Consider the following 24,300-nt stretch of genomic DNA (forward strand, 5'->3'; position numbering starts at 1 on the left):
CCCACTTAATTAATGTTTTATACTGGCAGTCGTAGTTTCAGGCGTTCTGCCGTAATTTCTGTTTGAACTGCTGCTTTTATCCGGTTCTTTAAGGCTGGTTTTATTTTTCTTATAATTCACCATATTTTGATAAAACTTAAGGGCGGTTACCTTAAACTCTATTGAATAAAAATGCTTTTTGTAGTTAGATAATGCTAATATAAGTTAGTGATAACTAATTATAAAATAACGGAGGAAATATGAAATCCACTAAAATCGTTAAAGTAATCGGAAGGGAAATTATTGATTCCCGCGGTAATCCTACTGTAGAAGCAGAAGTTCATCTTGAAGACGGAACCGTTGCTTTAGGTACAGCTCCAAGCGGTGCCTCTACCGGAGAATTTGAAGCTCTTGAACTTCGTGACGGAGATAAGTCAAAGTTCGGCGGAAAGGGAGTTTCTAAAGCTGTAAACAATGTAAATACAGTAATTAACTCTGCGGTAACAGGGCTTGATGCTGCTGACACTTATGCCGTTGATGCTGCCATGCTTAAAGCTGACGGTACAAAAGATAAGTCTAAACTTGGTGCAAATGCAATTCTTGCCGTATCAATTGCCTGTGCAAGGGCTGCAAGTTATTCACTCCAGATTCCACTTTACCGCTTTTTAGGCGGTGTTCAGGGAACAAAACTTCCTGTTCCTATGATGAACATTCTTAATGGCGGTGCTCATGCAGATTCTGCCGTTGATACTCAGGAATTCATGATTATGCCTGCAGGAGCTCCTTCCTTCAAAGAAGGCCTTCGCTGGTGTACGGAAGTATTCCACAAGCTTCAGGCCCTTATTAAGGAAATGGGGGATGTTACCGCTGTAGGCGATGAAGGTGGTTTTGCTCCTAACAAACTTAAGAGTGATGAAGAGGCAATTGAAAAGATTCTTGAAGCTGTTAAGGCTGCCGGTTATGAACCTGGAAAGGATTTTATGATTGCAATGGATGCAGCTTCTTCTGAATGGAAATCTCCTAAAGGCAAAGGTTTCTATCATCAGCCAAAATCAGGAAAAGATTTTACGACCGATGAACTTATTGCTCACTGGGAAGCACTTGTTGACAAGTATCCTATCATTTCAATTGAAGACGGTCTTGATGAAGAAGACTGGGAAGGCTGGGTAAAGATGACTCAAAAAATCGGCCATAAGGTTCAGCTTGTAGGTGATGACCTTTTCGTAACTAATGTTGAACGCCTTGCAAAAGGAATTAAACTTGGAGCAGGAAATTCAATCCTCATAAAGCTTAATCAGATCGGTTCGGTTTCTGAAACTCTTGAGGCAATTAAAATGGCACATAAGGCAGGTTATACGGCAATTTCTTCACACCGTTCAGGTGAAACTGAAGATACTACGATTGCAGATCTTGCAGTTGCCCTTAATACCTGTCAGATAAAAACAGGTGCTCCAAGCCGTACGGAACGTGTTGCAAAATACAATCAGCTTCTCCGTATTGAGGAAGAACTGGGGGACAGTGCCTGTTATCCTGGTTTTGGTGCATATAATATTAAAAAATAAATTTTCGGGGTGAAATTCCCCGTGATGTTCTTCAGGGCTGTCAGAGGAGAATTACAGTGAAGTGCGGTTCACTTCAGTTCTTTTCCGGCAGCTTTTTTTATTTGCTGCAGTTTTATTGAGGGGGTAGTACAAACCCTCAAAACGGCGAAGTCAAGGCTTTAAGCGTTAGCGTGCCTTGACTTGACGTATTCCATATATAGAAATTTTCTGCATTAAGCTTTATACTGTGAGTCTCAAAAAGGTTTTGCAGTTATGAAAAAAAACAATGACATTATAAAAATAGTATTTGCAGGCGGCGGAACAGGCGGCCATATTTATCCTGGAATTGCAGTTGCTGATGAACTTAAGGTTCTTGCTGAGAAAGAAGGTAAAAAGATAGAGCTTTACTGGATGGGAAATTCTTCCGGCATGGACAGGGGAATCGTTGAGAAGAATCTTGTATCCTGCGGCGGAAGCATAACTTCATTCATCGGAATTCCTTCCGGAAAACTCAGACGGTATTTTTCTTTCAGAAATTTTCTTGATCTTTTTAAAATAGGTTTTGGTTTTATAAAATCCATATTCGTTTTATTAAAGCTTAAACCGGACTGCCTTTTTTCTAAGGGCGGTTTTGTAAGTGTTCCTCCCTGCAGGGCTGCGGCTTTGCTTAAAATTCCTTATTTTACTCATGAATGTGATTTTACTCCGGGACTTGCGACACGGCTTAATGCCGGACGGGCAAAAAATATTTTTGTTTCTTATGAAGATACAAAAAAATACTTAAAGGGCGCACTTGCCTCAAAATGCCTTGTAACCGGTAATCCTGTAAGACCGGTTTTTTATGAAGACAGAAAAACTGATGGATTAAAATTTCTTGGAATTTCGGAGAATCATGAAAAGCCTGTACTTCTGGTTCTCGGGGGCAGTCTTGGAGCTGCTCAGGTTAATTCCCTTATTGTTTCTGAACTTGAGTATTTAAAGGAACGTTTTATTGTCGTTCATCAGACAGGTAAGGCTTTTGCAGAAGAAAATCCTGACATCATGGCTTCGGGAGATGACAGTTACAAGCCTTATGCCTTTATTTACGGAGAAATGCCGGCTGTAATTCAAAGTGCGGATGTAATCGTTGCCAGGGCAGGTGCCAATTCTTTATGGGAATGTGCTGTCTGCGGAAAGCCTATGATTCTTATTCCTTTATGCGGAGCCGGAACAAGAGGGGATCAGGTTGATAATGCCCGTTATTTTGAAAGTAACGGTGCTGCCGTCGTTCTTGCAGGTGAAGATGCAACTGCAGAAAATCTTCGTAAAGGCGTAGAAAAGTTTTCTGAAAAAGAAGTGCGGGACTCTTACGGAAAATCCGCCCTTTCCATGTGCAGCCGTAAAAGTGCACTTGAAATTGCTACAATCATTCTTTCGGAGGTCCGTTCTTGACTTACGATATAATCTTTCTCCTTGTAGTTTTTTTCTGCATGATGATGGGGCTGATAAAAGGTTTTATTAATTCTGTATTCGGTATGGGAGCTCCTGTAGCTGCAATATGGGTATCGGTATTTTTTTACAAGAAACTTGCCGTTTATCTTGCTGAATTCATAAAATCAGATGCTGCCGTCCTCATACTTGCTTTTCTTATTATTTTTATACTTGTATTCCTTATGCTTAAGGTTTTTCAGCAGCTGGTCAATAAGGTTTTCGGAGGAGAAATATTCCGGTCCCTTGACAGAATTCTTGGAGTGCTTTTCGGGTTTGCAGAAGGAATTGCCCTTGTGATAATGATTATTTTTGTGATTTCAATCATACCGGAACAGAAATTTAATGAAGGGGTAAAGGAATCACATTCATATCATATGGTCGGAAAATTTGTTTCATTTCCGAAAGTTCATATTCCTAAGGTGACAAAGTAATGTTTGAAAATGTTTTATATCAGAATGCTGCGGATCTTCTTATTGAAGACATTGCAAAAGACAGGCTTCCCCGTTCCATTCTTTTTTACGGTCCCTCATCTTCTGCAAAAACAACTGCAGCCCTTGAACTGGCCAGGGTTTTGTCCTGCAGGGGAACTCCAAAAGGTGAGTGGAACTGTACCTGCGAAAGCTGTTTGAGGCATAAAGCTCTTGTCTCTCAGAACATGCTTCTTCTCGGAGCCGGAAACCGCACTCTGGAAATAGCTGCTGCAAAAAAATCCCTTCTTACTCAATACCTGCAGAATTCCAGTCATCTTGAGTCAAGCAGATATTTTTATGTACGTGCAGTCAGAAAACTTACGGCCCGCTTTTCTCCTGTTCTATGGGAAGGGGAAGATAAACTTTCAAAATTTTCTCCTTTAGTTCAGTCTATTGATGAAGATCTTGAGCTTCTGAATCCCGGACGTACACTTCCTGAAGAAGAGGAGTTACGAGGCATTCTTGATGACATAGAAAAAAACTGCGAAAAACTTGAAACTTCTTTTCTGTATGAATCGCTGCCTGTTTCTCAGATCCGTAATTTTTCTTCCTGGGCGCATTTAAGTGCAGCACACGGGAAAAAAGTTTTGATTATAGAAAATGCAGACCGTATGCAGGAAAGTGCTAGGAATGCCCTTCTTAAAATTCTTGAAGAACCTCCTGAAGACGTTCTGTTTATTCTTACGACAGCAAGACGAGCGTCAATCCTTCCGACAATTCTTTCCAGGGTCAGAACCTATTCCTTTTCAAACCGTACGAAAGAGCAGCAGGAAGAAGTCCTTACAAGGGTATTCCATGTGACTCCTTCCTACAGTCAGTCAATGCCTGAAGGAATTGATGCTTATCTTTCTTCTTTTCTGCCGGTAAATTTGAATACTGTAAGAAAATGCTCGGCAGATTTCTTTGCTGATATTTCCAACGGCCATGTTCCGGATATTGCGGGAATTGTCAATGTCTGCGGAAGTTTTAAGCCGAGAATGATATTCAGGATTTTTTTAGAGGGAATAATTGAGGCACAGAAAAAACTCCTTCATTTTCCTGCCGGTGCGGTATGCTCTGAGGGAATCCTTAAAGAGTTAAAAGAAGCGTACAATAATGTAACGGTTTATAATGAAAATCCTGCCGGTGCACTGGAAATGCTTTCAAGAAACCTTATGCAGATAAATCATGTAAACGGCGGTGCATTCAGGGAGGCTTTGCAGTGAATGATTTTTTTAAGAAAGCTTCTTCCAAGATAACAAAGCTTTCTCCGGAGCAGCTTACTTCCCTTATTGAAGCCCTTTATTCTGAAAACAATGGACTTCATTCCATACTTGAGAGTCTGTCCACCGGTCTTATTATTGTTGATAACGACTGGCATGTGATTCAGAAAAATAAAGCTGCGGACAGGCTTCTTCTTTTAAAGCACCGGCCTAATGAAAATTCTGACGGCAGTTATGTCTGGGACTGTATAGAAAATGAAGACATAGCACAGTTTCTTAAAAATTCTTCCAGAAACAGAAACACTAATGTGAGTGAGGAGTTTTCCCTTTCTCTGGAAACGGGAGTAAGGTTTGTCACCGTAACAGTTCTTCCTCTTGTTCAGAAAAATATTCAGGAAAAAACAAAGGTCTGTACTTCAATTACAGGTTCAATAATTACGATAGATGACATTACTGAAAAACGACAGCAGGAAATTATTCTTCACCGCATGGAAAGTCTTGCAAGCCTTACAAATCTTGCGGCATCCGTAGCTCATGAAATAAAGAATCCTTTAGGTGCCATAAGCATACACATTCAGCTTTTGCAGAAGGCGATAAAGAAAGCCAGGACCGGAGACGGACTTTTGCCTCAGCCTAAGTTTATGGAAAACTATCTGGATGTGGTAAATGAAGAAATTTCAAACCTGAATAAAATCGTTCTTGATTTTCTTTTTGCAGTCAGACCCGTTCATTCAAATATGGAACTTACAGATGCAGATAAAATTACGGAACGTACTGTAGAATTTTTTATTCCTCAGTTTAAGGAAAACGGAGTTGAATTAAAAACTGAACTTTGCAGAAAGCAGCAGAGAATTCTAATTGATGAAAAACTTTTTAGGGAAGTACTGATTAATATTCTGCAGAACGCACTTCAGGCAATAAAATCTGCTTCCGTTAAGGAAGGCCTGGTTCACGTAAGTTCTTTCTGCGATGCAGAAAAGTATACCCTTAAAATTTCTGACAACGGCTGCGGTATGGATGAAAATACTGCATCCCATGTTTTTGAACCGTACTATACTACAAAGGCTGATGGAACTGGTCTTGGCCTTACAATGGCATATAAAGTAATAAAGGAATTCAGGGGAGATATTTCCGTTGATTCTAAAACCGGAGAGGGAACTGAGTTTACGATAACTATTCCGGTTCCTCAGAAAAGCACTAAACTTTTAGGTGAGAAATGAAATTTACAATTCTTATTATTGACGACGAAAAAAATATTCGGGAAGGGCTTGCAGCGAATTTTGAACTGGAAGACTATAACGTAAAAACTGCGGCTTCTGGAGAAGAAGGTCTTGAGTATGTTTCAAAGGGAGACATTGACCTTGTAATCAGTGACCTCCGTATGAACGGAATGGGCGGTGAGGAAGTTCTCCAGCGGGTTACTGCCCAGACTCCAGGGGTTCCCGTTATTATTCTTACAGGTCACGGAGATGTAAATTCTGCAGTAGATGCAATGAGGCACGGAGCCTATGATTTTTTACTTAAGCCGGTAGATCTTGATCAGCTTACGATGATTGTAAAGCGTGCCCTTGAAAACCGACAGCTTCGTCTTGAGCACCAGCAGTTGAAGAAGGAAGTGGAAGATTCATCTGCTTTCAGTACTATGATCGGAAAATCCTCTGCAATAATGAAAATGCAGGAAACCATCCGTAAAGTTGCGGAAAGCAGGGCCAGCGTCCTTATCACGGGAGAAAGCGGCGTCGGAAAAGAACTTGTTGCCCGGGCAATTCATAATTATTCTTCCCGGAAAGCAAAAGAAATGATAAACGTTCATTGTGCTGCTTTAAGTGAAACCCTTTTGGAAAGCGAACTTTTCGGACATGAAAAAGGTGCGTTTACGGGAGCAGATCATTTAAAGAAAGGCCGCTTTGAACTTGCTCACGGCAGTACGATTTTTCTTGATGAAATAGGAGAAATAAACCAGAGCGTGCAGATAAAGATTCTCCGGGTGTTGCAGGAGAGGCGTTTTGAAAGAGTAGGCGGTGAGCAGACCATTGAAGTTGACGTCAGGGTTGTTGCTGCTACAAACAGAAATCTTGAAGAAGAAGTAAAAAAAGGAAGGTTTAGGGAAGATTTATATTACAGGCTGAATGTAGTTCATATTCATGTTCCACCTCTCAGGGAAAGAAAGGAAGATATTCCTCTTTTAATACAGAGTTTCCTTGATGAGTTTAACAGGGAAAATTCTAAGAATATTACTGGACTTGATTCAAAAGCCAAGTCTGCTATGTTTAAGTATGACTGGCCGGGAAATATCCGGGAACTTCGTAACTGCATGGAAAGTGCCGTGGTAATGTGTTCCGGGGATCATATTACTATTGATGATCTTCCTCCAGGCATTGCAAAAAAATCTGAGGGAGAAGTAATAACAGTTCCTTTAGGTCAGACTCTTGAGGAAACTGAAAAAACAGTCATTCTTGAAAATCTTGCAGCAAACCGTAACAATAAAAGTAAGACTGCTGATCTTCTTGGCATAGGAAGAAAAACTCTCCAGCGTAAACTTTCGGAATGGGGAATTGATAATTCAGGAGAGTAAAGTTTGGAAACAATGTATGACCGTTTGGGAGAATTATTGAATGAGACTCTTAAGGACGGCTATGTAAAGTCTTCTGAGCCGCAGAAAGAAACTGAACGGTTTACAGAAACAGAAACACAGGCCTCGTCTCTTAAAAATAAAAACGGTTTTACCTGGCCCAAAGGAAAAAAGAAAAAAAGTTCATCATTTGAAAAAAAATCTGTAGAAAGTAAAAAAAAGGTTAAGAAGATATTTTCTGCTGAAGCAGAGAGGGCATTAAGACTCTTTTCTCTTGACGGGAATTATACGGAAGAGGAATTAAAAAAAGCATATAAAGAAAAACTGAATGTATTTCATCCCGACAAGAATAAAAAACTGCCGATAGTTCAGAAAGTAGCTGCGGAAAAAACAAGACAGGTGGTGGAGGCTTTCAGGCTTTTGTCAGATCTTTTGAACGAAAGTTCTTTAAAATAAAAATCCCTGAAGTTCAAAAATGCAGGAGCACTTAAAAACTTTAGGGAACAGTTAAGACACTGGGGTTGTCCAAAAAGTATTGTCATACTGAACTTGTTTCAGCATCTACATCACATCTAGTTCTATAGATTCCGAAACAAGTTCGGAATGACACTAGGATGTAAACTTATTGGTCATTCCCTAAGTCTTATATCAGATAACGGTTCCGTCCGGAATTACTGCACCCTTGCGGATTACGATAATGCCGTCTGCACTGTAGAACAGACCGTGATCACCATCGTCATAATGTTTTCCGCTTACGTTAATGCAGCAGTTTTCTCCGATGCGGGCATCCTTATCAATGATTGCCTTGTTGATTTTGCATCCCCTTCCGATACCCATGTTAGGAATGCCTTTCTTTTTATTGTAAGCTTTGTTTGTGTCATCTTCGTAATTGTCTGCACCCATCATAATTACGCCTTCAAGATCGCAGCCTTCATTAATGATTGAGCGGACACCGATTACAGAATGCTGAATACGGGCATTCGTGATAACGCATCCTTCGCTTGTAAGAGAAGCCGTCATGTCAGCATTGTTGATTTTGCTTGGAGGAAGGTTTCTCATGTGTGTATAGATAGGTTTTTCTTCTTCGTAGAAATTAAAGTGCGGTACCGGTGTAGTAAGATCCAGGGTTGCATCGTAGAATGATTTGATTGTTCCGATGTCTTCCCAATAGCCGTTGAAAATATATGAACTTACTTTTTTTGTCTTGATTGCCATTGGAATGATTTCTTTACCAAAATCAGTAAAGTCATTGTTTAACATTTCATCCATTGTTTCTGCATCAAAAATATAGATACCCATGGATGCAAGATATTCAAGATCCGGAGTAAGGTCTTTTGTTCTTGATTTTGCAGGAATCTTCCAGTCATCGATGTTCTGGTCCTTTGCTGGTTTTTCCATGAATGCAGTAATCTGATTCTGGTCGTTTACCTGCATGATTCCGAAGCCTGAAGCATCACTTCTGTTTACGGCCTTGGCTGCAATTGTAATATTTGATCCGCTTGCGATATGCTGATCCATGAATTTCTTAAGATCCATGCGATAGAGCTGGTCTCCGGAAAGAATTATGTAGTGAGTCGGATTCTGACGGTGGAAATGTCCGAGATTCTTGCGGACTGCATCGGCAGTTCCTTCATACCATCCTGAATGTTCCAGAGTCTGTTCTGCTGCAAGAATTTCAACGAAACCTTTGCTGAAGCGGTCGAAATTATACGAATTGATTATGTGAAGATGAAGTGAAGCTGAGTTGAACTGAGTTAAAAGATAGATTTTCTTAAATCCTGAATTGATACAGTTTGAAATAGGAATGTCAACGATTCTATATTTTCCGCCGAAAGGAACGGCCGGTTTTGAACGTTCTTTTGTAAGCGGATAAAGTCTTGTTCCTTTTCCGCCGCCTAAAATGATTGCAAGCACGCGAGGTTCTTCATATTTTTTTTCAGCCATATTATTAAATCCTCCAAGATTTTTTATCTATTGAAAATTATAAACCCGTAAATTCAATTTTGCAAACTTTATATGTATTTTTTTAGAAGTTCCATAAATGCTTCTCCCGGCATAGGCCGCGCAAAGAAGAAGCCCTGGGCAATGTCACAGCCGATTCCTGCAAGAAGCTTTGACTGCTGTTCTGTTTCAATTCCTTCTGCTACAGTCTGCATGTTAAGTTTTTTTGCCATACTGATTACGGATTCGATTATTATGCTGTCTTTTTCATCCAGCTGGGCATTTGGCAGAAATTCTTTGTCGAGTTTTATTACATCTGCAGGCATATTTTTGAGAATGTTCAGTGAAGAATATCCGGAACCGAAATCATCTACGGAAATTTTGAACCCGGCTTTTTTTATGTCGTTCATTACCCGGACAAGACGCTTCATGTTGTCAAACATTATGCTTTCCGTAAGTTCAACTTCAATGTAGGACGGATCGATATTGTATTCCCTGCTTATTCCCGTAAGTTTCTCTATAAGGTCTGAATCATAAAGATGGTAGCGGGACAGATTGAAGGAGATTGTAATAGGGTAAGGGCACTTTCCGTCCATGCATTTGTTCCATTCATTCATAAAGCGGCATACATCATTGAATACATAGATGTCAATTTTTTCTATAAAGCCGTTGTGCTCAAAAAGAGGAACGAATCTGTCTGGTCCCAGAAGTCCTGTTTCCGGTTTGTTCCATCTTATGAGGGCTTCTGCACCTATTATTTTTTTTGTCCGAAGGGAAAACTTCGGCTGATAGTAAACGACAAATTCTCTGTTTTCCAGAGCTTTATTCATGGAAAGGGTTATCTCACGGTTCCAGTCGTTTTCTTTTTTCATTTCCAGTGTATATTCAGCCGTTCTGTGGGTTATGAAATTCTTTTTATTCATTTTTCTGGCAATGTTGGCTTTTGTAACCATGCCGGTAATGTCCCTGTCATTGTTGTCCGTTACATAGTAAACGCCGGAACTGAAAGTCATTACGTATTTTTTAGGAAGCAGCTGTGCTATGTGGTCAGAAACATCCGTAAGCTTAAATACCCTGTCTTCAATAAGGGGCATTGAAAGCGGATCCTTCATGAAGAAAATGAAAGTATCTGCATAGTAACGGCAGTATTTTTCTCCTTTTGTGCATTCTTCTATAAAATGCTTTGCAATCAGAGCAAGTATTCTGTTTCCGTAATTAAAACCGTAACTGTCATTTATAAATCCAAAGTCGTCGATGTTTAGTGAAAGAAAAAGATAGTTTTCGCTTTTATGATTTTTGAGTATTTTCAGAACATCCCGCCTGAATCGGCTGTAGGTGTGCAGTCCTGTAACGTCATCGTAAGTGATTTCATGGAGCTTATGTCTCAGAACGGTCATCATGCACATGATTATTACTAAGGCAATGATGACGGAGTTAGACAGGAATGTAATGCTCATGTTGTGTCTCTGCTCGCGTTTTTTTAACTGTTCCTGTTTTTCATTCTGATGCTGGCTCTGGACTTTATAAAAAATAAGGTTGAGGTTGGAATAGGAGAAGGTGTTTATTGCTTTGTTAAAGGCTGAAATAAAGGAATCTTCCATATTCTGATTGAATGCAAACTGCTGTGAATAGGATAAAGAAAGATTGTAGGCTGTATGCTTCGGAAGGTTATCTGCATAGGAAAGTTCTGCCTGACCGATTATTATGTATTTATATTTTCCGTTCCTGAATCGCTCCAGGGTAATTTCCGGTTTCTGGTTGGTGTCGAATTTAAGGTCTTTTATACCGATTTCGTTGTGGAGTCGTTCTAAAAGAGCCTGGGGAAATTCCGTTATTCCTACGGTATCTCCTTCTTCCGGATAGTGACCGGTGGTGGAAATCATCAGAAGCTGTGATCTGTAGGTTTTGGAACTCTGTTTTATCTGGGGGTACTGGTCAAGAAGACGTACGTAACCGCTTATTATGTCAGCCTTACCGTTGAGTATGTACTGAATGCTTTCTGCGTAGCTTCCGGTAGGAATGAAGTTAAGCTTTATGTCATATATGGCTGCAAGTTCTTTCAGAATCTCGATATTGATTCCTTTTTCGTTAAAACTGCCCGGATCAGTGCTGCCATTGAATTCAAGAGGCGGCCAGGCTGGATCGATGACAACCCTCAGGGTTTTGTGTTTTTCGACAGCTGCCTTTTCCTGTTCAGTCAGTTCAATCTGGACAGAAGAATCCGTTATATTGAGGAGTTCATCAGAAACTGTATTCTGTGCATTTAGTGCTGCAATGGTGAAAATACTAAAAATAGATGCAAGATAGCGCCTGATCTTCATTCCCTGAATTATAAGTCAAATTTTCGTATTTTCAACTTTTAAAACAAAGTCTTTACATGTAAAAGGAGTTCCGCAGTAAATGAAGCACAGATGATTCTTTTTCAGATGTTTCCTTAAGAAAAAAAATCAGATACCGATAATAAAAACAGGAGATTACAGACTATGATACGCGGATGGTATATCGGTGCAAGCGGAATGACCGCACAGCAGAACAGGCTTGATGCTATTTCCAATAACCTTGCAAATGTAGATACGACAGGTTTTAAGAAAGATATTCCTGTAAGTAAGGAATTCAGCGAGCTTCTTTTACGCCGTTCCCGTGCAGACGGTGTCTATCCGACTGTTTTCGGTTCTGCAGACGTAAAGCCGATTATCGGTACCATCGGTCTTGGTGTAGAGACAAACGAGCTTTACACGGATTTTTCTCAGGGGTCTTTTAAAAATACAGAAACTAATACTGACATGGCATTGAGCGGAGAAGGTTTCTTTACGGTAAAAACTCCTATGGGAGAACGCTACACCAGAAACGGAAACTTTATTCTCGGAAAAGAGGGAATTCTCCTTACAAAAGAAGGATATCCGGTACAGGGAGAAAACGGCGACATTCACGTTGAAGATGATAAATTCATGGTTAATAAAGACGGAATGATTTATTCCAGGGAAGACGGAACTCTTGTTGACCGTATTAAACTTGTTCGTTTTGACAATGAACGTTACCTTCAGAAAACCGGTTCTTCCCTTTATAACACCAGCCGCTGGTCAGGAGATGCCCATATTGCAGAAGGTGATGAACGTCCGCAGATTGTGCAGGGATTTACAGAGACTAGTAACGTTAACGTTGTTAATGAAATGGTTCAGATGATTGAAGTTAACCGTGCCTATGAGGCAAACCAGAAGACTGTGCAGACACAGGATTCCATGATGGATACCCTCTGGTCTAAGGTTGTAACTGTAAATAGATAATAATAGGGGCAGGATAGAATTATGGTAAGAAGTTTATGGAATGCAGCAACCGGAATGAACGGACAGCAGGCTAATATTGATACTATCTCTAACAATCTTTCCAATGTTAATACGACAGGTTTCAAACAGCATCGTGCTGAGTTTGAAGACCTTGTATATCAGAATGTAAAGATGGCAGGAACTCCTGCTACTGAAGATACAGTTACTCCTGTAGGACTTCAGATGGGCTGCGGTGTAAAAATCGGTGCAACTCAGCGTATCATGAGTCAGGGTTCCCTTCAGCATACCGGTGTAGATACTGATATTGCAATTGTGGGAGAAGGTTTCTTCCGCGTTCAGCAGTATGACGGAAGCTGGGCTTATACCCGTGACGGTTCTTTTAAGGTGGATTCTACAGGCCAGATGGTTACGGCAAACGGACTCAGGCTTATGCCGGAAATTATTCTTCCTGAAGGTTTTCAGATTGAGACCCTTAATATAAATGATCTTGGTAAAGTAAGCGTAAAGGTTGACGGTCAGGTGGAACCTGTTGAAGTAGGGCAGCTTGAACTTTACCGCTTTCCGAATGCAGTAGGTCTTGAAAACACCGGAGACAATCTTTATAAGGTTACAAATGCTTCGGGAGATCCTGTAGCTTCCCGCCCGGGTAAAGACGGTATGGGTATTACAAGGCACCGTTATCTTGAAATGAGTAATGTAAGCGTTGTAAATGAAATGGTTCAGATGATTGTTGCCCAGAGAGCATACGAATTTAACTCAAAGGCAATACAGACCAGTGATTCCATGCTTCAGACTGCAAGTCAGTTAAAACGTTAAACCGTGATTTAATCTGAAGATGCTTAAATAAATAGAATTAATGTATGAAGGCTGTTTTTCCGATTTTTAAAGGGAACAGCCTTTTTTTTTGGAGGAAAAGCAGATGGCAGTCAGCGGAATAGGTGGAACTGGAATTACAGGAACTCTGTCAGACGGCTCATATATGGTTAATTCTGCAAGGGATAATCTTAAGCACGATGAATTCAAGCGGCTTGTAGAAGATGCAAGAAAAAATCTTGATGCTCCCAAAACCTCTGTGGGAGGAGTGTCTTCCAGCCAGATTGCCCGCAATCACCGTCTTAATGGGGATTATACTCAGGGATTCTACGGAACTTTTACTTCTGAAAAAGACAGGACTGCATCTCCACGGGGATTTGCAGCAAATTCTGCCTCTTCTTCCGGTAAGAAAATCGTAATAGACAGAACTTCTGATCTTTATGCTCAGAGCATGGAAATGGAAAACTATATGGTAAAGATGATGCTTTCTTCCATGAGGAATACCATTCAGCATACAAGTCTTTCCGGTGATGGAAATGATTATGCAAGAAACATGTATGAAGACATGATGTATGATAATCTTGCCGAAAGCCTGACTAAGAATTCTGGTTTCGGTATTGCCGACCAGATTTACATTGAACTTTCCGGTCAGCGCTAATTCTGATTGCGGCTAAAAAACGGCGTCATTTTTTTTTGATGCCGTTTTTTTTATATAAAATTTGATTACAGATAGAAAAATTAATAACAGATTATAGAATATATATCAAAAAAGGTGTCATTTTTTAAATAAATGTAGATTTTTTGGAGATTTTGGTCGAGAATGAAATTATAATATTATTGAAGTTGTTATTTTAAAACAAATTTTTGAGGATTTTAAGATGAAAAAAATAAGCAGCTTTTTTTTGTTGTCTGTAATTTCTGTTGTCTCACTTTTTGCCCAGGATTTCACTGAGCTTGAGACAGCATTAAAAAATGAGGACAGTGACGGACTTTTAACTGTTCTTGAAAACTCCGGTTCTTATTCAGAGAAGTTTGAGCAGCGGATTCTTGATGTTGCTGCAGAACTTATAATGAAGGGAAATGTCGATCTTGCTGCAGATTATACGGAAACCGTGCTTCTCTTTGATATGGACAATAAAAAGGCACAGGAAATGTACACGGCAATTGAAAAGGCCCGTAAAGATAAAATAAAAGAGCAGCAGGAAGCCGCTGTTGTGGCAGAAAAGAAAAAGGTTGAAGAAAAAGCCCGCCGCCTGCAGGAATATAAGTTTTCTGTTGCAGAGTACTATAGAAGCCTGAGAAAAGTATCGTACAGGAATTTTCCGGTGGAAATCGGATTGATTCCTCTTGCATTTGATTATGAAGCTTCTTCCTTTACAGAAACTGATTCATTTCTGCGCTATGGTTTTGGAGGAGAAGTTAAAGCAGCTTTTGTTCATCCAGGAATAAAATTTGACCTTAATCTTGATTATGTATATTCACCGGTTATGATTTCGTCAGAGGAAGGCGGGAAAGGTGAATTCAATTTAAGGGCTGCCGTTACCTCTCCAGTGTTTCCTGTTCCTCTTTCTCTTTCTGCCGGATACAGGAACCGTACTGTAAAAAGTAATGCTTCACTTTATAAAAGTATATCCAGTCCTTTGATCGGTATAGGAGTAAATGATTTTGAACTTATGCCGGATTTTTTCCTGACGGCTTTTTTCGATTTAGATCTTGCTTCATCAATGTCTGATTCCATGCAGGATTTTGCTTTTGGAGCAGAAGTTGACTTTAAGTATATTTTCCGGATTAAACCTATGCTGGGAATATATGTTGCAGAAAAAAACAGGTTTAATGCTTTTTTTATAGGGCATGAAAGTGAATCATACCTTGATTGTTTATTTAGTGCCGGGATAGTTTTAAATGGACGTTAAGCTGAAAAAAATCTGGATATGTTTATTTCTGTCTCTTTTTGCAGTTTTTACCCTGTTTTCCCAGGCAGCGGTAAACAGGGCTGCGGAACTTATAAATAAAAATATTATTGTCGGCAATACGGAAAAAGCTTATTCCTACGCTCTCTTTATAATTAAGTTTTACAATGGAGAGGAAATTCCGTATGAATATGAAACTGCCGTAAAGAAGGCTGTTGTTTCTCAGGCGGAATCCTATGTTAAGGCAGAAAACTGGGAGCTGCTTCTTGAACTTGAAAAGGAGGTTGCTCCCGGAGGTAAAGAAGTAAGGGCTGCTGCTGCACCTTATGTAAAGAAAGCAAGAGATTATTTTGAACAGATTGAAAAAGAAAAGGAACTTAAGAAAAAACAGGAGGATGCTCTTGTTGAAAAGATAAGGCAGACGGAAAAAACTCTGGAAGAAGAACAGGAGGTCTCCGGCGGAGGTGAAAATGCCGTTTCAGAAAGTTCCGAGGTTTCATCAGGGGGAATTTCAGCCGCGGAACTTGAAAAACTCCTGCAGGCTTTTGAATCAAGCAGAAAAGCTGAACTGGAACAGCAGGCCCGTGAAAGTGCCCGGCTTGAGCAGATAAGGCTTGAGCAGGAAAAGAAAATTGCAGAAAACGATGAAAGACGTCATGCAGAAATGACTGAACTTATTCGTTCAATGAATGAAAATTCTGAAAATGTTAAAAATACTGCAGCTGCAGAAAAAGACTTTAACAGATTTTTTATTCTTGTTCTGGTAACTGCAGTTTCTGCAGTAATTATTCTTCTCATAGTTTTTTTCAGCAGACAGCAGAAAATTCAAAGTGAACAGTTAAAAACAACTGTTCAGACAATGCAGGCCATGAGGACACAGCGTGTTCCTGCCATAACTGTAAACCCTTCCTTACTTACAGGCAGTACTTCAGATGCCGGGGCAGAGGCGCAGGAAGTCATGAGCTTAATAGAAACCTGCCGCAAGTATGGCAGTCAGATAGACAGTGTTACTCAGCGGAAAAATGTAACGACTCAGGTTGCAGAACTGGTTGTAAAAATCTGTACGGAGATGGGATGCAGCCGGAAAGATATTCTTTTAAATTATGCAGCGGCCTTAGTTTATGATATCGGATTTCTGAGTATTGATTCATCAATTTTAAGGGCGGATGTTCTGTCAAAGGATCAGTTTGAGGTTTTAAAAACTCATACTTCAAATGCAGAGAAGATGATTTTTTTTGTTGATGAAGAATATCGTCCTCTTTTTAAAGACGCGGTCAGCAAGCATCATGAGAATATGGACGGTTCAGGATATCCTTTCGGTCTGAAAGGAAAAGAGATTCCCTTCATTGCCCGTGTGCTTCGCGTTGCAGAAAGTTATGTCGCTCTTATTTCCAGCAGAAATTATCGGGAAATAATGGACAGAAACATGGCTGTTTCAGAACTGGAAAATTCATCAAACCTGTATGATCCGGATATCGTGCAGGCATTGATTGCAGTAGTTTGAAAAGGTGGTGATAGTTTTATGCAGTTGAAATCAGTATTTACCGGAGTTTTTTTATCTGCGGCTGTATTCTTTTTTGTTTCATGTAATGAAGAGTATTCTTCAGCAGTTTATAATTCTAATTTTAACAGACAGCCTGCGGACGTAACGAACTTAACCCAGTCGCAGATAAAGGATACCGTTGTTTTGAACTGGAAACTTCCTGAAGATTCTGAAATCAAGTATCTTAAAATTCAGGCGGAACCGGCTCACGGAAATCTTGAAACTCCAAAAACAATGGAAAAGACTACTTCTTTTACTGTATACGGACTTCAGTCAAATAAGAGTTATAAATTTACAGTATATACTGTAAATAAAAGCGGAAGGGAATCATCCGGTATAAGCCTTATGTATCGTCCTAATATTAATTCGGATCTTATTCCTTATAAATACAGCAATGTTGCCCTTGATTTCGGGTATTCTTCTGTATCCGCTGATAAGTCTTTTGTATATACGTCTGTTTTTGATGAACAGCTTGATCTTTCATCAGCAGAAATTGAATATGTTTCAGGTACGGAAAATGCATTCAGTGTAAAGAATATAAGCGTCATAAAAATTAGTAACGGAGAGACAACTAATATCACTATAACTTATTCTCCGGAAGAAAGTCCTTCCTGGGATGAAAGTGATCTGGTGCTATGCAGGAATCCTGAAATCAGGATAAGGCTTATAGCTTCAAATTTTAAGCAGCCGTCAGATATTCAGAGTGAGCATTTAAGACTGTGGTTACGGCCTGATTTGATTTCGGAAGATGACATTGATGAATACGGAAAGGTTATGAGACTTCCTGATTATAGCGGTAACGGTTTTGATGCAGTTGAATTTGATTCTTATCCTCCTTTGTACAGGGAATCTGTTGCTGCATTGAATTCGCAGCCGGCAGTTTTGTTTGAGGGAATACAGAGGCTTAAAGCTGCGGGAGATATCGTTAAGGCTAAGGAAGCTACTACAACATTTGCTGTCGTCCAGCGTACTGCAGCTTCGAACGGTGCTCATTATTTTCTCTTGTGTTCAAACGGCTATTCGACTTCTTATCCTCAAATGGGATATGTAACCCGATATTATGATGAAACGTCAGGAACTTCAACAACCCAGCGCTGGGCTCCGTATTATTATGGAAGCGGAATTTCAGGAAGCTATCGCTTTATGTTTGATGATAATGAATCTGATGATAATACTTTAAAACTTAGTGAAGCTAACGTTCCTCAGATTCTGTGTACGGTTATGGACCTTAGTCAGAGCGATTCGAATATTTTTGGCTACCTGGACGGAGAAAAACAGCTTTTGTCCTATACTCACAGCTTTAACGGCAAGAACTATGATTTTTCTGAATCTGGAAAAAACTATACGACGAATAACGGATTTGCTTATGGAAAACCCTGGAGTGACGGAGCCGGACATTTATATAAAACTCTCTGGAATATGGAACTTGAAGACAGCGATGAAAATACAAAGGAGCTTTATTATCAGGAGAATCCTGGTGAACATCCCACAAGACCTTATGACTACGCCTTACGCTGGTATTATTTAAGGAATATTATTGGTAACACTACTCAGAGTGATCTTACTGAATATCTTAAAAATATTGTAACACCAAAAAAAGAGACCATGGGAACAGTTTCCAATGTCTATCTTGGTGCTTCAATTGTTAATTCTACGGTACTTTTACATAATTATCTTGAAGATGTAATTATTTATGATACGGCTTTGACTGATGAAGAGATTGCTGAAGTCAGTACTTATTTGAAATACAGGTATGGAATAGGAGAGGAATGATGAAGAATAAATTTTGTTTTTTTATTATGCTGATGGTCCTGTTCATTTCCTGCGGCAGTGAATATTCAACAGAAGTTTATGAAAGTAATTTTAATGTTCCGCCTGCGGAAGTAACTTCTCTTGCCCAGAATGTCATTTCAAATTCACAGGTGCTTCTTTACTGGGTTCTTCCTGATGATCCTTCCGTTAAGAAAATACGTATTTCTTCTGCCGTTAAGGGAGAGGCTGCTTTTATGACGGAAACTGTAGATAAAAGAGATTCCTATTCGATTTATGGACTTGATTCAGGAAAAAACTATGTCTTTACCGTTCAGACCGTCAATAAAAAAGGAACGGTTTCTTCCGGAGAAAGTATTGAATATACTCCTAACATCAATACAGACCTGATTACGTATAAATTGAATTATAAAACTCTTGACTTCGGATACGTAAGAGAATCTTCTGAAAAAGCTTTTCTGTATACTTCGGACCTTACGGAAGATGTTTCTCTTGAAAATATAACAGTTTCTTATGTGGAAGGAGAAGAAAATGTCTTTTCTTTTATAAAAAGTGATGTGTCTCTTTTAAAACCGGGAGAAACTGCCTGTATTACTGTTAAATATACACCTTCTTCAACGGAATCATGGGATGAAGCAGATCTTATTTTAAATGAAGAGGCAGGAGTTTCAATAAGGCTTATCGGTTCCGGTTATCCCCAGCCTGCAGATATTCAGGGTTCTCATCTTACTTTATGGCTCAGGGCAGATCTTGTTACTTCTTCTGATTTTGATTCTTACGGTAAAGTAATACGCATGCCGGATTATAGTTCCAGCAGATGTGATGCCGTAGCTTTTAATAGTGAAGTCCCGTCTTATGTTTCCCTTGCTACAATAAAAAATCAGCCGGTTCTTTATTTTAAGAATTATGAACGGCTTACTGCACAGGGAAATTTTGCTAATAATGTGGATGACGGTACTACAACTTTTATAGTTGCTCAGAAGGGAACATCGCTTACTTCTTCGTATTATTATACTGCAACAAACGGTTATAACCTGTCATTTCCTTCTTTCGGGACAGTTGACAGAAAATACGATGTAAAAACCGGCTGGAAGACAAATTCATTCTATGCCCATATAGTTGCCGGAAACGGCTATTCCGGAACATACCGCTTTTTATTTGATGATTCAGAAGAAGAAGATAATTATGTAAAGCTTGCTTCTTCAGGAGTTCCTTTTACTTTATGTGCCGTTGCAAATTTTAAATCAACAGGAGTGTCAAACAGTTTTGCATATCTGAATGGAGAAAAACAGCTTGTAAGTTATACTTCTACAAATAATCTTTCTACATTAGGCGAAACTTCTCTGGGCTATGCTTATGGACAACCCTGGAGTGACGGAGAAGGGCATCTTTACAAGTCTTTGTGGAATATGGAAATGTCAACGGATGCAGAAAGGGAATCCTATTATAAATTTGCGGAAAATCTAAAAACACATCCGTCCCGGCCAGAGGATGCAGCAATCAGATGGTGGGGATTAAAATCAGGAAGTAATTATTTTGATCTTTACGGTAATGAATATGGCTCTGCAAAAATTACTACAGATTATTCTAACTATTATGTTAATACCCTTTCTACTGTAAGGGGAATCTGTAATACAGTGACTAATGTCTATCTCGGTACCAGAATTGATACATCAACGACACCTGGAGATACTTATATTGCCTGTGTAATGGTTTATGATACCGTGCTTTCAGAAGAAGAAATTGATACTGTCAGCAATTATATTTATTACCGCTATGGAATCGGTTCAAAAAGATAATTCTGTTAACAGTTAAATCTTTAGATTGAAGACAGCGTTTTTTTGCATTATACTTATAAAAGTTTAATATCTATCTGGGAGCAGGTTAATAAAAAGAGTGCCTGTTCCCTGAATTTTAGGAGAATCTTATGAAAAAAATTTTTGGATTGCTTACTGCAGCAGTTCTTTTTGCCGGAAGTTTTGCTTTTACAGGATGTGATGAAGTTGCAGATGAACTTTCAGGTCCTGAAAACACCTGGTGTGAGCTTCCTGTTTATGTAGTTTCAAGTAAAGAAAATGGTGGTGATCCTGATCTTTATTTGGACATTATTTACTGTCCTGAAGACTATACGGGTACAACTGGCGACTCTAATCTTGATAAGAATATTACCCTTCCTGCCGGTATTACAATCCTTGCTCATGCTGCAGTTAAAATTGAATCTCTTGGAATGAATGCAGGGTCTTATACTTATAAAACATTCCCTATTGATGCTGTAGATAGTGATTCAAATGAAAATAGCACTTATACTTTTGCCGGAACTAAGACAAAGTTTACGGCTATTTACTGGGCAAAAAAGGAACTTCGTGATTCTGATACTCAGCTTGCCCTTCCAAAAGCTCCGGCTGCTATGAGCAATACTAAAACAGGTTATACAGAACTGACAGATTTAACCAATTTTAACTGGAAGACTCTTCTTGCAAATTACCTGCTTAACGGTCTGTAATAGTTTTATTCAGATACAAAAATGGGGCTGTCCAATAAGTATGAGTCATTGCCGTGCTCGACACGGCAATCTTTTTGTAATTAAATAGATTTTCGGGACAAGCCCGAAAATGACACTTTTTGAACTTATTGGTCATCCCCGTTTTTTTAGAAGTCAAGTTTAAAGCTTGCTGCAACCCTGAGGATTGTCGGGAAGCCGGCTTCAACGTTTACTCCGAAGAAATCATTGAAGTAATATGTGGCGCCTGCATTTATCCCGAAATGAAGGCTCATCCATTCATCAGATTCTGATACTGTAGTTGTTGTTCCCTCGAAAGTGGTACTTACTTTTTTGTCCTCATTTTTAAAATCCAGTCCGATTTTTGCACCTGCGTAAAGATCCAGTTCATCTACAAGATTGAAGTGATAGTTTGCAAGTCCTCCAAAATAGAAAACGTTTCTTTCTTTAGTTGTTGTTATGTAAGTAGCAGCGGCATTTACGCTTTCTTCCGTTTTATAGCCTGTATAGCCGATAAAACCTCCGAAGCCGATCGGTACACCGATAAAGGTTGTATATTCCCCACTTGCTTCAAAAGGAGGAATGTAACTTGAAAGGTCTCCTCCCTGTCCCAGGTTACCGTTTATACCCATTCCGACGTTAAGAAGAAGATTGTTTTCCTGTACTGCGCGTCCGTAGGAATTCCACCATTCACCCTTCTTTTTCTTTTTTGAAGCACCAAAAACAGATGCAACTGAAGCAGCCAAAAGCAGTGAAATGATAATCGTTTTTTTCATTTGTTTTCTCCTGAATTATATTTTGATGCAAAACTGTAAAAAAATCTTAATTTTAATTTAATTTACTGTCAATGATTCCGTATGTATGCCCTGAATGACAAGAGATGTAAAAAACGGTATTATGTACCTATGTCAGATATTAGATTGCCTCAGGATTTGAGGGGTGTTCATATTCATTTTGTAGGAATCAAGGGAACCGGTATGGCAGCCCTTGTAGAAATTTTTCATCATAACGGTGCCGTAATTACAGGCAGTGATGTAAGCGAACGTTTTTATACTGATGAAATTCTTGAAAAGCTTAATTTGAAGGCTCTTGAATTCAGCGGAAAAAACATAACTGATGACATTCAGTATGTAATATATTCAAGTGCGTATAAAATTGATAAGAATCCGGATCTTATTGAAGCGGTGCGCCGGGGAATTCCATGTCTTCTTTATACTCAGGCGTTAGGCAGTTATTCAGCCGGTGCATATTCCTGCGGAGTGTGCGGAGTTCACGGAAAAACAAGTACGACTGGACTTACAGGAACTATATTAAAGGAACTTCCTGTAGCAGCTCAGACTCTTGCCGGAAGCATAATCAATTCTTTTGGAGCAACCTGTACATATACATCACCAATGATAAAGAATCTGAGCGAAGATTCAAAAAAATACTTTGTTGCCGAAACCTGCGAATACCAGCGGCACTTTATGTCTTTCTGTCCTCAGAAGATCATACTTACTTCCGTAGAAAGTGATCATCAGGATTTTTATCCTACATATGAATCAATACGGGATGCTTTTGTTGATTATATATGCCGTCTTCCTTCCGGCGGTGAACTTATATACTGCGCCGATGATCCGGGCGCTGTAGAAACTGCAGGAATTGCAGCAAAAAAAAGAAATGACATCGTGATGATTCCTTATGGAGTTAAGGCAGATGGAGATTTTAAACTTGTTTCTTCTGCTGTGGAAAATGAATGTCAGGTATTCAGCTGTTCCCTGATTCCGGAATTAAAGATTACTGTTCCCGGAAAACATGAAGTGCTTGATGCCCTTGCTGCAACAGCTCTTGCCTGCCGTATTCTTGCTGCTGATAAAAAGAATCCTCTTGATTATGTTGAGCAGATAAAAAAAGGCCTGCTGAATTTTACCGGAGGAAAGCGCCGCAGTGAAAAAATCGGTTCATTTAAAACTTCGTCTGGAAACAGCGTCCTTGTAATTGATGATTACGGACATCATCCGACTGCCATAAAAACAACTCTTGAAGGCTACAGGCAGTTTTATAAGGGAAGAAAAATCATCGTTGATTTTATGAGCCATACATATTCCAGAACTCAGTCTCTGCTTAAAGAGTTTGCTTCCAGTTTTGAAAATGCGGATGTTGTGGTTCTTCATAAAATATATGCCTCTGCAAGAGAAAATATTGCCGACTTTAATATCACCGGTAAAACACTTTATGAACAGGCAAAGCTTTATCACAAAGACGTAAATTATTTTGAGGAAATTCTGGATGCAGTTCCGTTTGTAAAGAACCTTCTTGAGCAGAATCCCGGCACTAATTATCCTGACGGATATCTTCTTGTCACGATGGGTGCCGGTGATAACTGGAAACTTGGAAAAACAATTATTGAAAGCTATGGAGTAAACAGATGAACAGCATGACCGGCTACGGCTTTAAGGAAGTAATTCAGGATTCAACTCAGATAAGTGTAGAAATAAAATCTGTCAACAACAGGTTTCTTGATCTTAACATAAACATGCCTTCCTATCTTAATCCTGTAGAAAGCAGAATCAGGGAAGAAGTTACAAAAAGGGCAGTGCGGGGTAAGATAGATCTTTCTATCAGAATACGTGAATTGAATTCCAGTGCAAAGGTAAGTGTTGATACTGCCGCTGCCAGAATGTATTTTGACGCAATGAAGACAGTTGCTTCTTCTCTGGGAATGAAAGATGACAGCGTAAGTCTTTCTCTGGTAGTAAACCAGGACGGGGTCCTTAACGTAACTCATGAGTATGATGCAGAAGCAATGTGGATAAAAATAAGTCCTGTTCTTGAAGAAGTTCTCAATCAGTTTGCAGCTGACAGAATTCGGGAAGGGGAAAACCTTAAAAAAGATCTTCTTGAAAAACTTGACGTGCTTGATTCCTGTGCAGAGTTTTTTGCAATGTGGCAGCCAAAGATGGAAGAAAAATTTAAGGAACAGATTACAAGCCGCTTTAATGAACTTTTAGGAGATCATGTGGACGAAAACCGAATCATGACGGAAGTTGCAGCAATGCTTGTAAAGTATACGATTAATGAAGAAATCATCCGCCTTAAGAGTCATCTTGAAGCTTTAAGAAAAGAGATAACTTCTTCTCCGGTTCCCGGCAAGAGACTTGATTTTATCTGTCAGGAAGCTAACCGCGAAATAAATACCATCGGTTCTAAAAATCAGTTTGCAGAAGTCGGGGCAATGGTTGTAAATGCAAAGGATGCCCTTGAGAACATCAGGGAGCAGAGTAAGAACGTAGAATAATCAACTTTTTTTCTTCTAAACCTGAAGC

At 39.4% G+C, this 24,300-nt stretch carries 20 protein-coding genes; 17 read left to right on the plus strand and 3 right to left on the minus strand.

Annotated elements, in window-relative coordinates; genetic code table 11:
- Window positions 1-239 precede the first annotated feature (239 nt).
- The 7 genes from eno to HNP77_RS02900 all read left to right on the plus strand — a co-directional run bounded on the left by eno (window position 240) and on the right by HNP77_RS02900 (window position 7,690).
- A complete protein-coding gene (eno, locus tag HNP77_RS02870) occupies window positions 240-1,541 on the plus strand; it encodes a phosphopyruvate hydratase (RefSeq protein WP_184651646.1) in 1,302 nt (433 codons plus the stop codon).
- 252 nt (window positions 1,542-1,793) lie between these two features.
- Entirely contained in the window at window positions 1,794-2,951 is a 1,158-nt protein-coding gene (locus HNP77_RS02875) for a UDP-N-acetylglucosamine--N-acetylmuramyl-(pentapeptide) pyrophosphoryl-undecaprenol N-acetylglucosamine transferase (RefSeq protein WP_221266507.1), read from the plus strand.
- Window positions 2,948-3,421 carry a CvpA family protein gene (locus HNP77_RS02880; RefSeq protein ID WP_184651647.1) on the plus strand — a complete coding sequence of 158 codons (474 nt, stop codon included), beginning with the start codon at window positions 2,948-2,950 and terminating at the stop codon, window positions 3,419-3,421. Before HNP77_RS02875 ends, HNP77_RS02880 begins: the two co-directional genes overlap by 4 nt.
- On the plus strand, window positions 3,421-4,665 hold the full coding sequence (locus HNP77_RS02885) for a DNA polymerase III (RefSeq protein ID WP_184651648.1): 1,245 nt from the start codon (window positions 3,421-3,423) through the stop codon (window positions 4,663-4,665). Before HNP77_RS02880 ends, HNP77_RS02885 begins: the two co-directional genes overlap by 1 nt.
- The gene (locus tag HNP77_RS12480) at window positions 4,662-5,882 is read left to right on the plus strand and encodes a sensor histidine kinase (protein WP_184651649.1); all 1,221 of its coding nucleotides are present in this window, start codon (window positions 4,662-4,664) and stop codon (window positions 5,880-5,882) included. The genes HNP77_RS02885 and HNP77_RS12480 overlap by 4 nt, the downstream gene beginning before the upstream one ends.
- The gene (locus tag HNP77_RS02895; RefSeq protein ID WP_184651650.1) at window positions 5,879-7,237 is read left to right on the plus strand and encodes a sigma-54-dependent transcriptional regulator; all 1,359 of its coding nucleotides are present in this window, start codon (window positions 5,879-5,881) and stop codon (window positions 7,235-7,237) included. Before HNP77_RS12480 ends, HNP77_RS02895 begins: the two co-directional genes overlap by 4 nt.
- 12 nt (window positions 7,238-7,249) lie before the next feature.
- The gene (locus HNP77_RS02900; RefSeq protein ID WP_246428863.1) at window positions 7,250-7,690 is read left to right on the plus strand and encodes a DnaJ domain-containing protein; all 441 of its coding nucleotides are present in this window, start codon (window positions 7,250-7,252) and stop codon (window positions 7,688-7,690) included.
- Window positions 7,691-7,882: 192 nt separating this feature from the next.
- Here the strand turns inward: HNP77_RS02900 and HNP77_RS02905 are convergent, their stop codons facing one another.
- Window positions 7,883-9,178 carry a glucose-1-phosphate adenylyltransferase gene (locus HNP77_RS02905; RefSeq protein ID WP_184651652.1) on the minus strand — a complete coding sequence of 432 codons (1,296 nt, stop codon included), beginning with the start codon at window positions 9,176-9,178 and terminating at the stop codon, window positions 7,883-7,885.
- Between the two features lie 68 nt (window positions 9,179-9,246).
- Window positions 9,247-11,496, minus strand: coding sequence for an EAL domain-containing protein (locus HNP77_RS02910; protein WP_184651653.1), 2,250 nt, complete (start codon window positions 11,494-11,496; stop codon window positions 9,247-9,249).
- Between the two features lie 162 nt (window positions 11,497-11,658).
- On the opposite strand from HNP77_RS02910, the gene flgF reads away from it, so the two are divergent.
- The 8 genes from flgF to HNP77_RS02950 all read left to right on the plus strand — a co-directional run bounded on the left by flgF (window position 11,659) and on the right by HNP77_RS02950 (window position 20,998).
- On the plus strand, window positions 11,659-12,459 hold the full coding sequence (flgF, locus tag HNP77_RS02915; RefSeq protein ID WP_184651654.1) for a flagellar basal-body rod protein FlgF: 801 nt from the start codon (window positions 11,659-11,661) through the stop codon (window positions 12,457-12,459).
- Window positions 12,460-12,480: 21 nt separating this feature from the next.
- Entirely contained in the window at window positions 12,481-13,275 is a 795-nt protein-coding gene (gene flgG / locus HNP77_RS02920) for a flagellar basal-body rod protein FlgG (protein ID WP_184651655.1), read from the plus strand.
- 103 nt (window positions 13,276-13,378) lie between these two features.
- Complete coding sequence (locus tag HNP77_RS02925; protein ID WP_184651656.1) at window positions 13,379-13,930, plus strand: rod-binding protein; 552 nt, start codon at window positions 13,379-13,381, stop codon at window positions 13,928-13,930.
- A gap of 220 nt (window positions 13,931-14,150) precedes the next feature.
- Entirely contained in the window at window positions 14,151-15,185 is a 1,035-nt protein-coding gene (locus HNP77_RS02930) for a hypothetical protein (protein WP_184651657.1), read from the plus strand.
- Window positions 15,175-16,686 (plus strand): HD-GYP domain-containing protein, encoded by a 1,512-nt coding sequence (locus HNP77_RS02935; protein ID WP_184651658.1) that lies wholly within the window; start codon window positions 15,175-15,177, stop codon window positions 16,684-16,686. Before HNP77_RS02930 ends, HNP77_RS02935 begins: the two co-directional genes overlap by 11 nt.
- An 18-nt stretch (window positions 16,687-16,704) precedes the next feature.
- The gene (locus tag HNP77_RS02940; RefSeq protein ID WP_184651659.1) at window positions 16,705-18,498 is read left to right on the plus strand and encodes a DUF4959 domain-containing protein; all 1,794 of its coding nucleotides are present in this window, start codon (window positions 16,705-16,707) and stop codon (window positions 18,496-18,498) included.
- A complete protein-coding gene (locus tag HNP77_RS02945; RefSeq protein WP_184651660.1) occupies window positions 18,498-20,294 on the plus strand; it encodes a phage tail protein in 1,797 nt (598 codons plus the stop codon). Before HNP77_RS02940 ends, HNP77_RS02945 begins: the two co-directional genes overlap by 1 nt.
- A 128-nt stretch (window positions 20,295-20,422) precedes the next feature.
- Window positions 20,423-20,998 (plus strand): hypothetical protein, encoded by a 576-nt coding sequence (locus HNP77_RS02950; RefSeq protein ID WP_184651661.1) that lies wholly within the window; start codon window positions 20,423-20,425, stop codon window positions 20,996-20,998.
- A gap of 146 nt (window positions 20,999-21,144) precedes the next feature.
- Here the strand turns inward: HNP77_RS02950 and HNP77_RS02955 are convergent, their stop codons facing one another.
- Complete coding sequence (locus HNP77_RS02955) at window positions 21,145-21,771, minus strand: outer membrane beta-barrel protein (RefSeq protein WP_184651662.1); 627 nt, start codon at window positions 21,769-21,771, stop codon at window positions 21,145-21,147.
- Between the two features lie 129 nt (window positions 21,772-21,900).
- On the opposite strand from HNP77_RS02955, the gene murC reads away from it, so the two are divergent.
- Both murC and HNP77_RS02965 read left to right on the plus strand, forming a co-directional pair.
- The gene (gene murC, locus HNP77_RS02960; protein WP_184651663.1) at window positions 21,901-23,406 is read left to right on the plus strand and encodes a UDP-N-acetylmuramate--L-alanine ligase; all 1,506 of its coding nucleotides are present in this window, start codon (window positions 21,901-21,903) and stop codon (window positions 23,404-23,406) included.
- Complete coding sequence (locus HNP77_RS02965) at window positions 23,403-24,272, plus strand: YicC/YloC family endoribonuclease (protein WP_184651664.1); 870 nt, start codon at window positions 23,403-23,405, stop codon at window positions 24,270-24,272. The genes murC and HNP77_RS02965 overlap by 4 nt, the downstream gene beginning before the upstream one ends.
- Window positions 24,273-24,300: the final 28 nt, after the last annotated feature.

Origin of the sequence: Treponema rectale (genome assembly GCF_014202035.1) — a bacterium.
Classification (GTDB): Bacteria; Spirochaetota; Spirochaetia; order Treponematales; family Treponemataceae; genus Treponema_D; species Treponema_D rectale.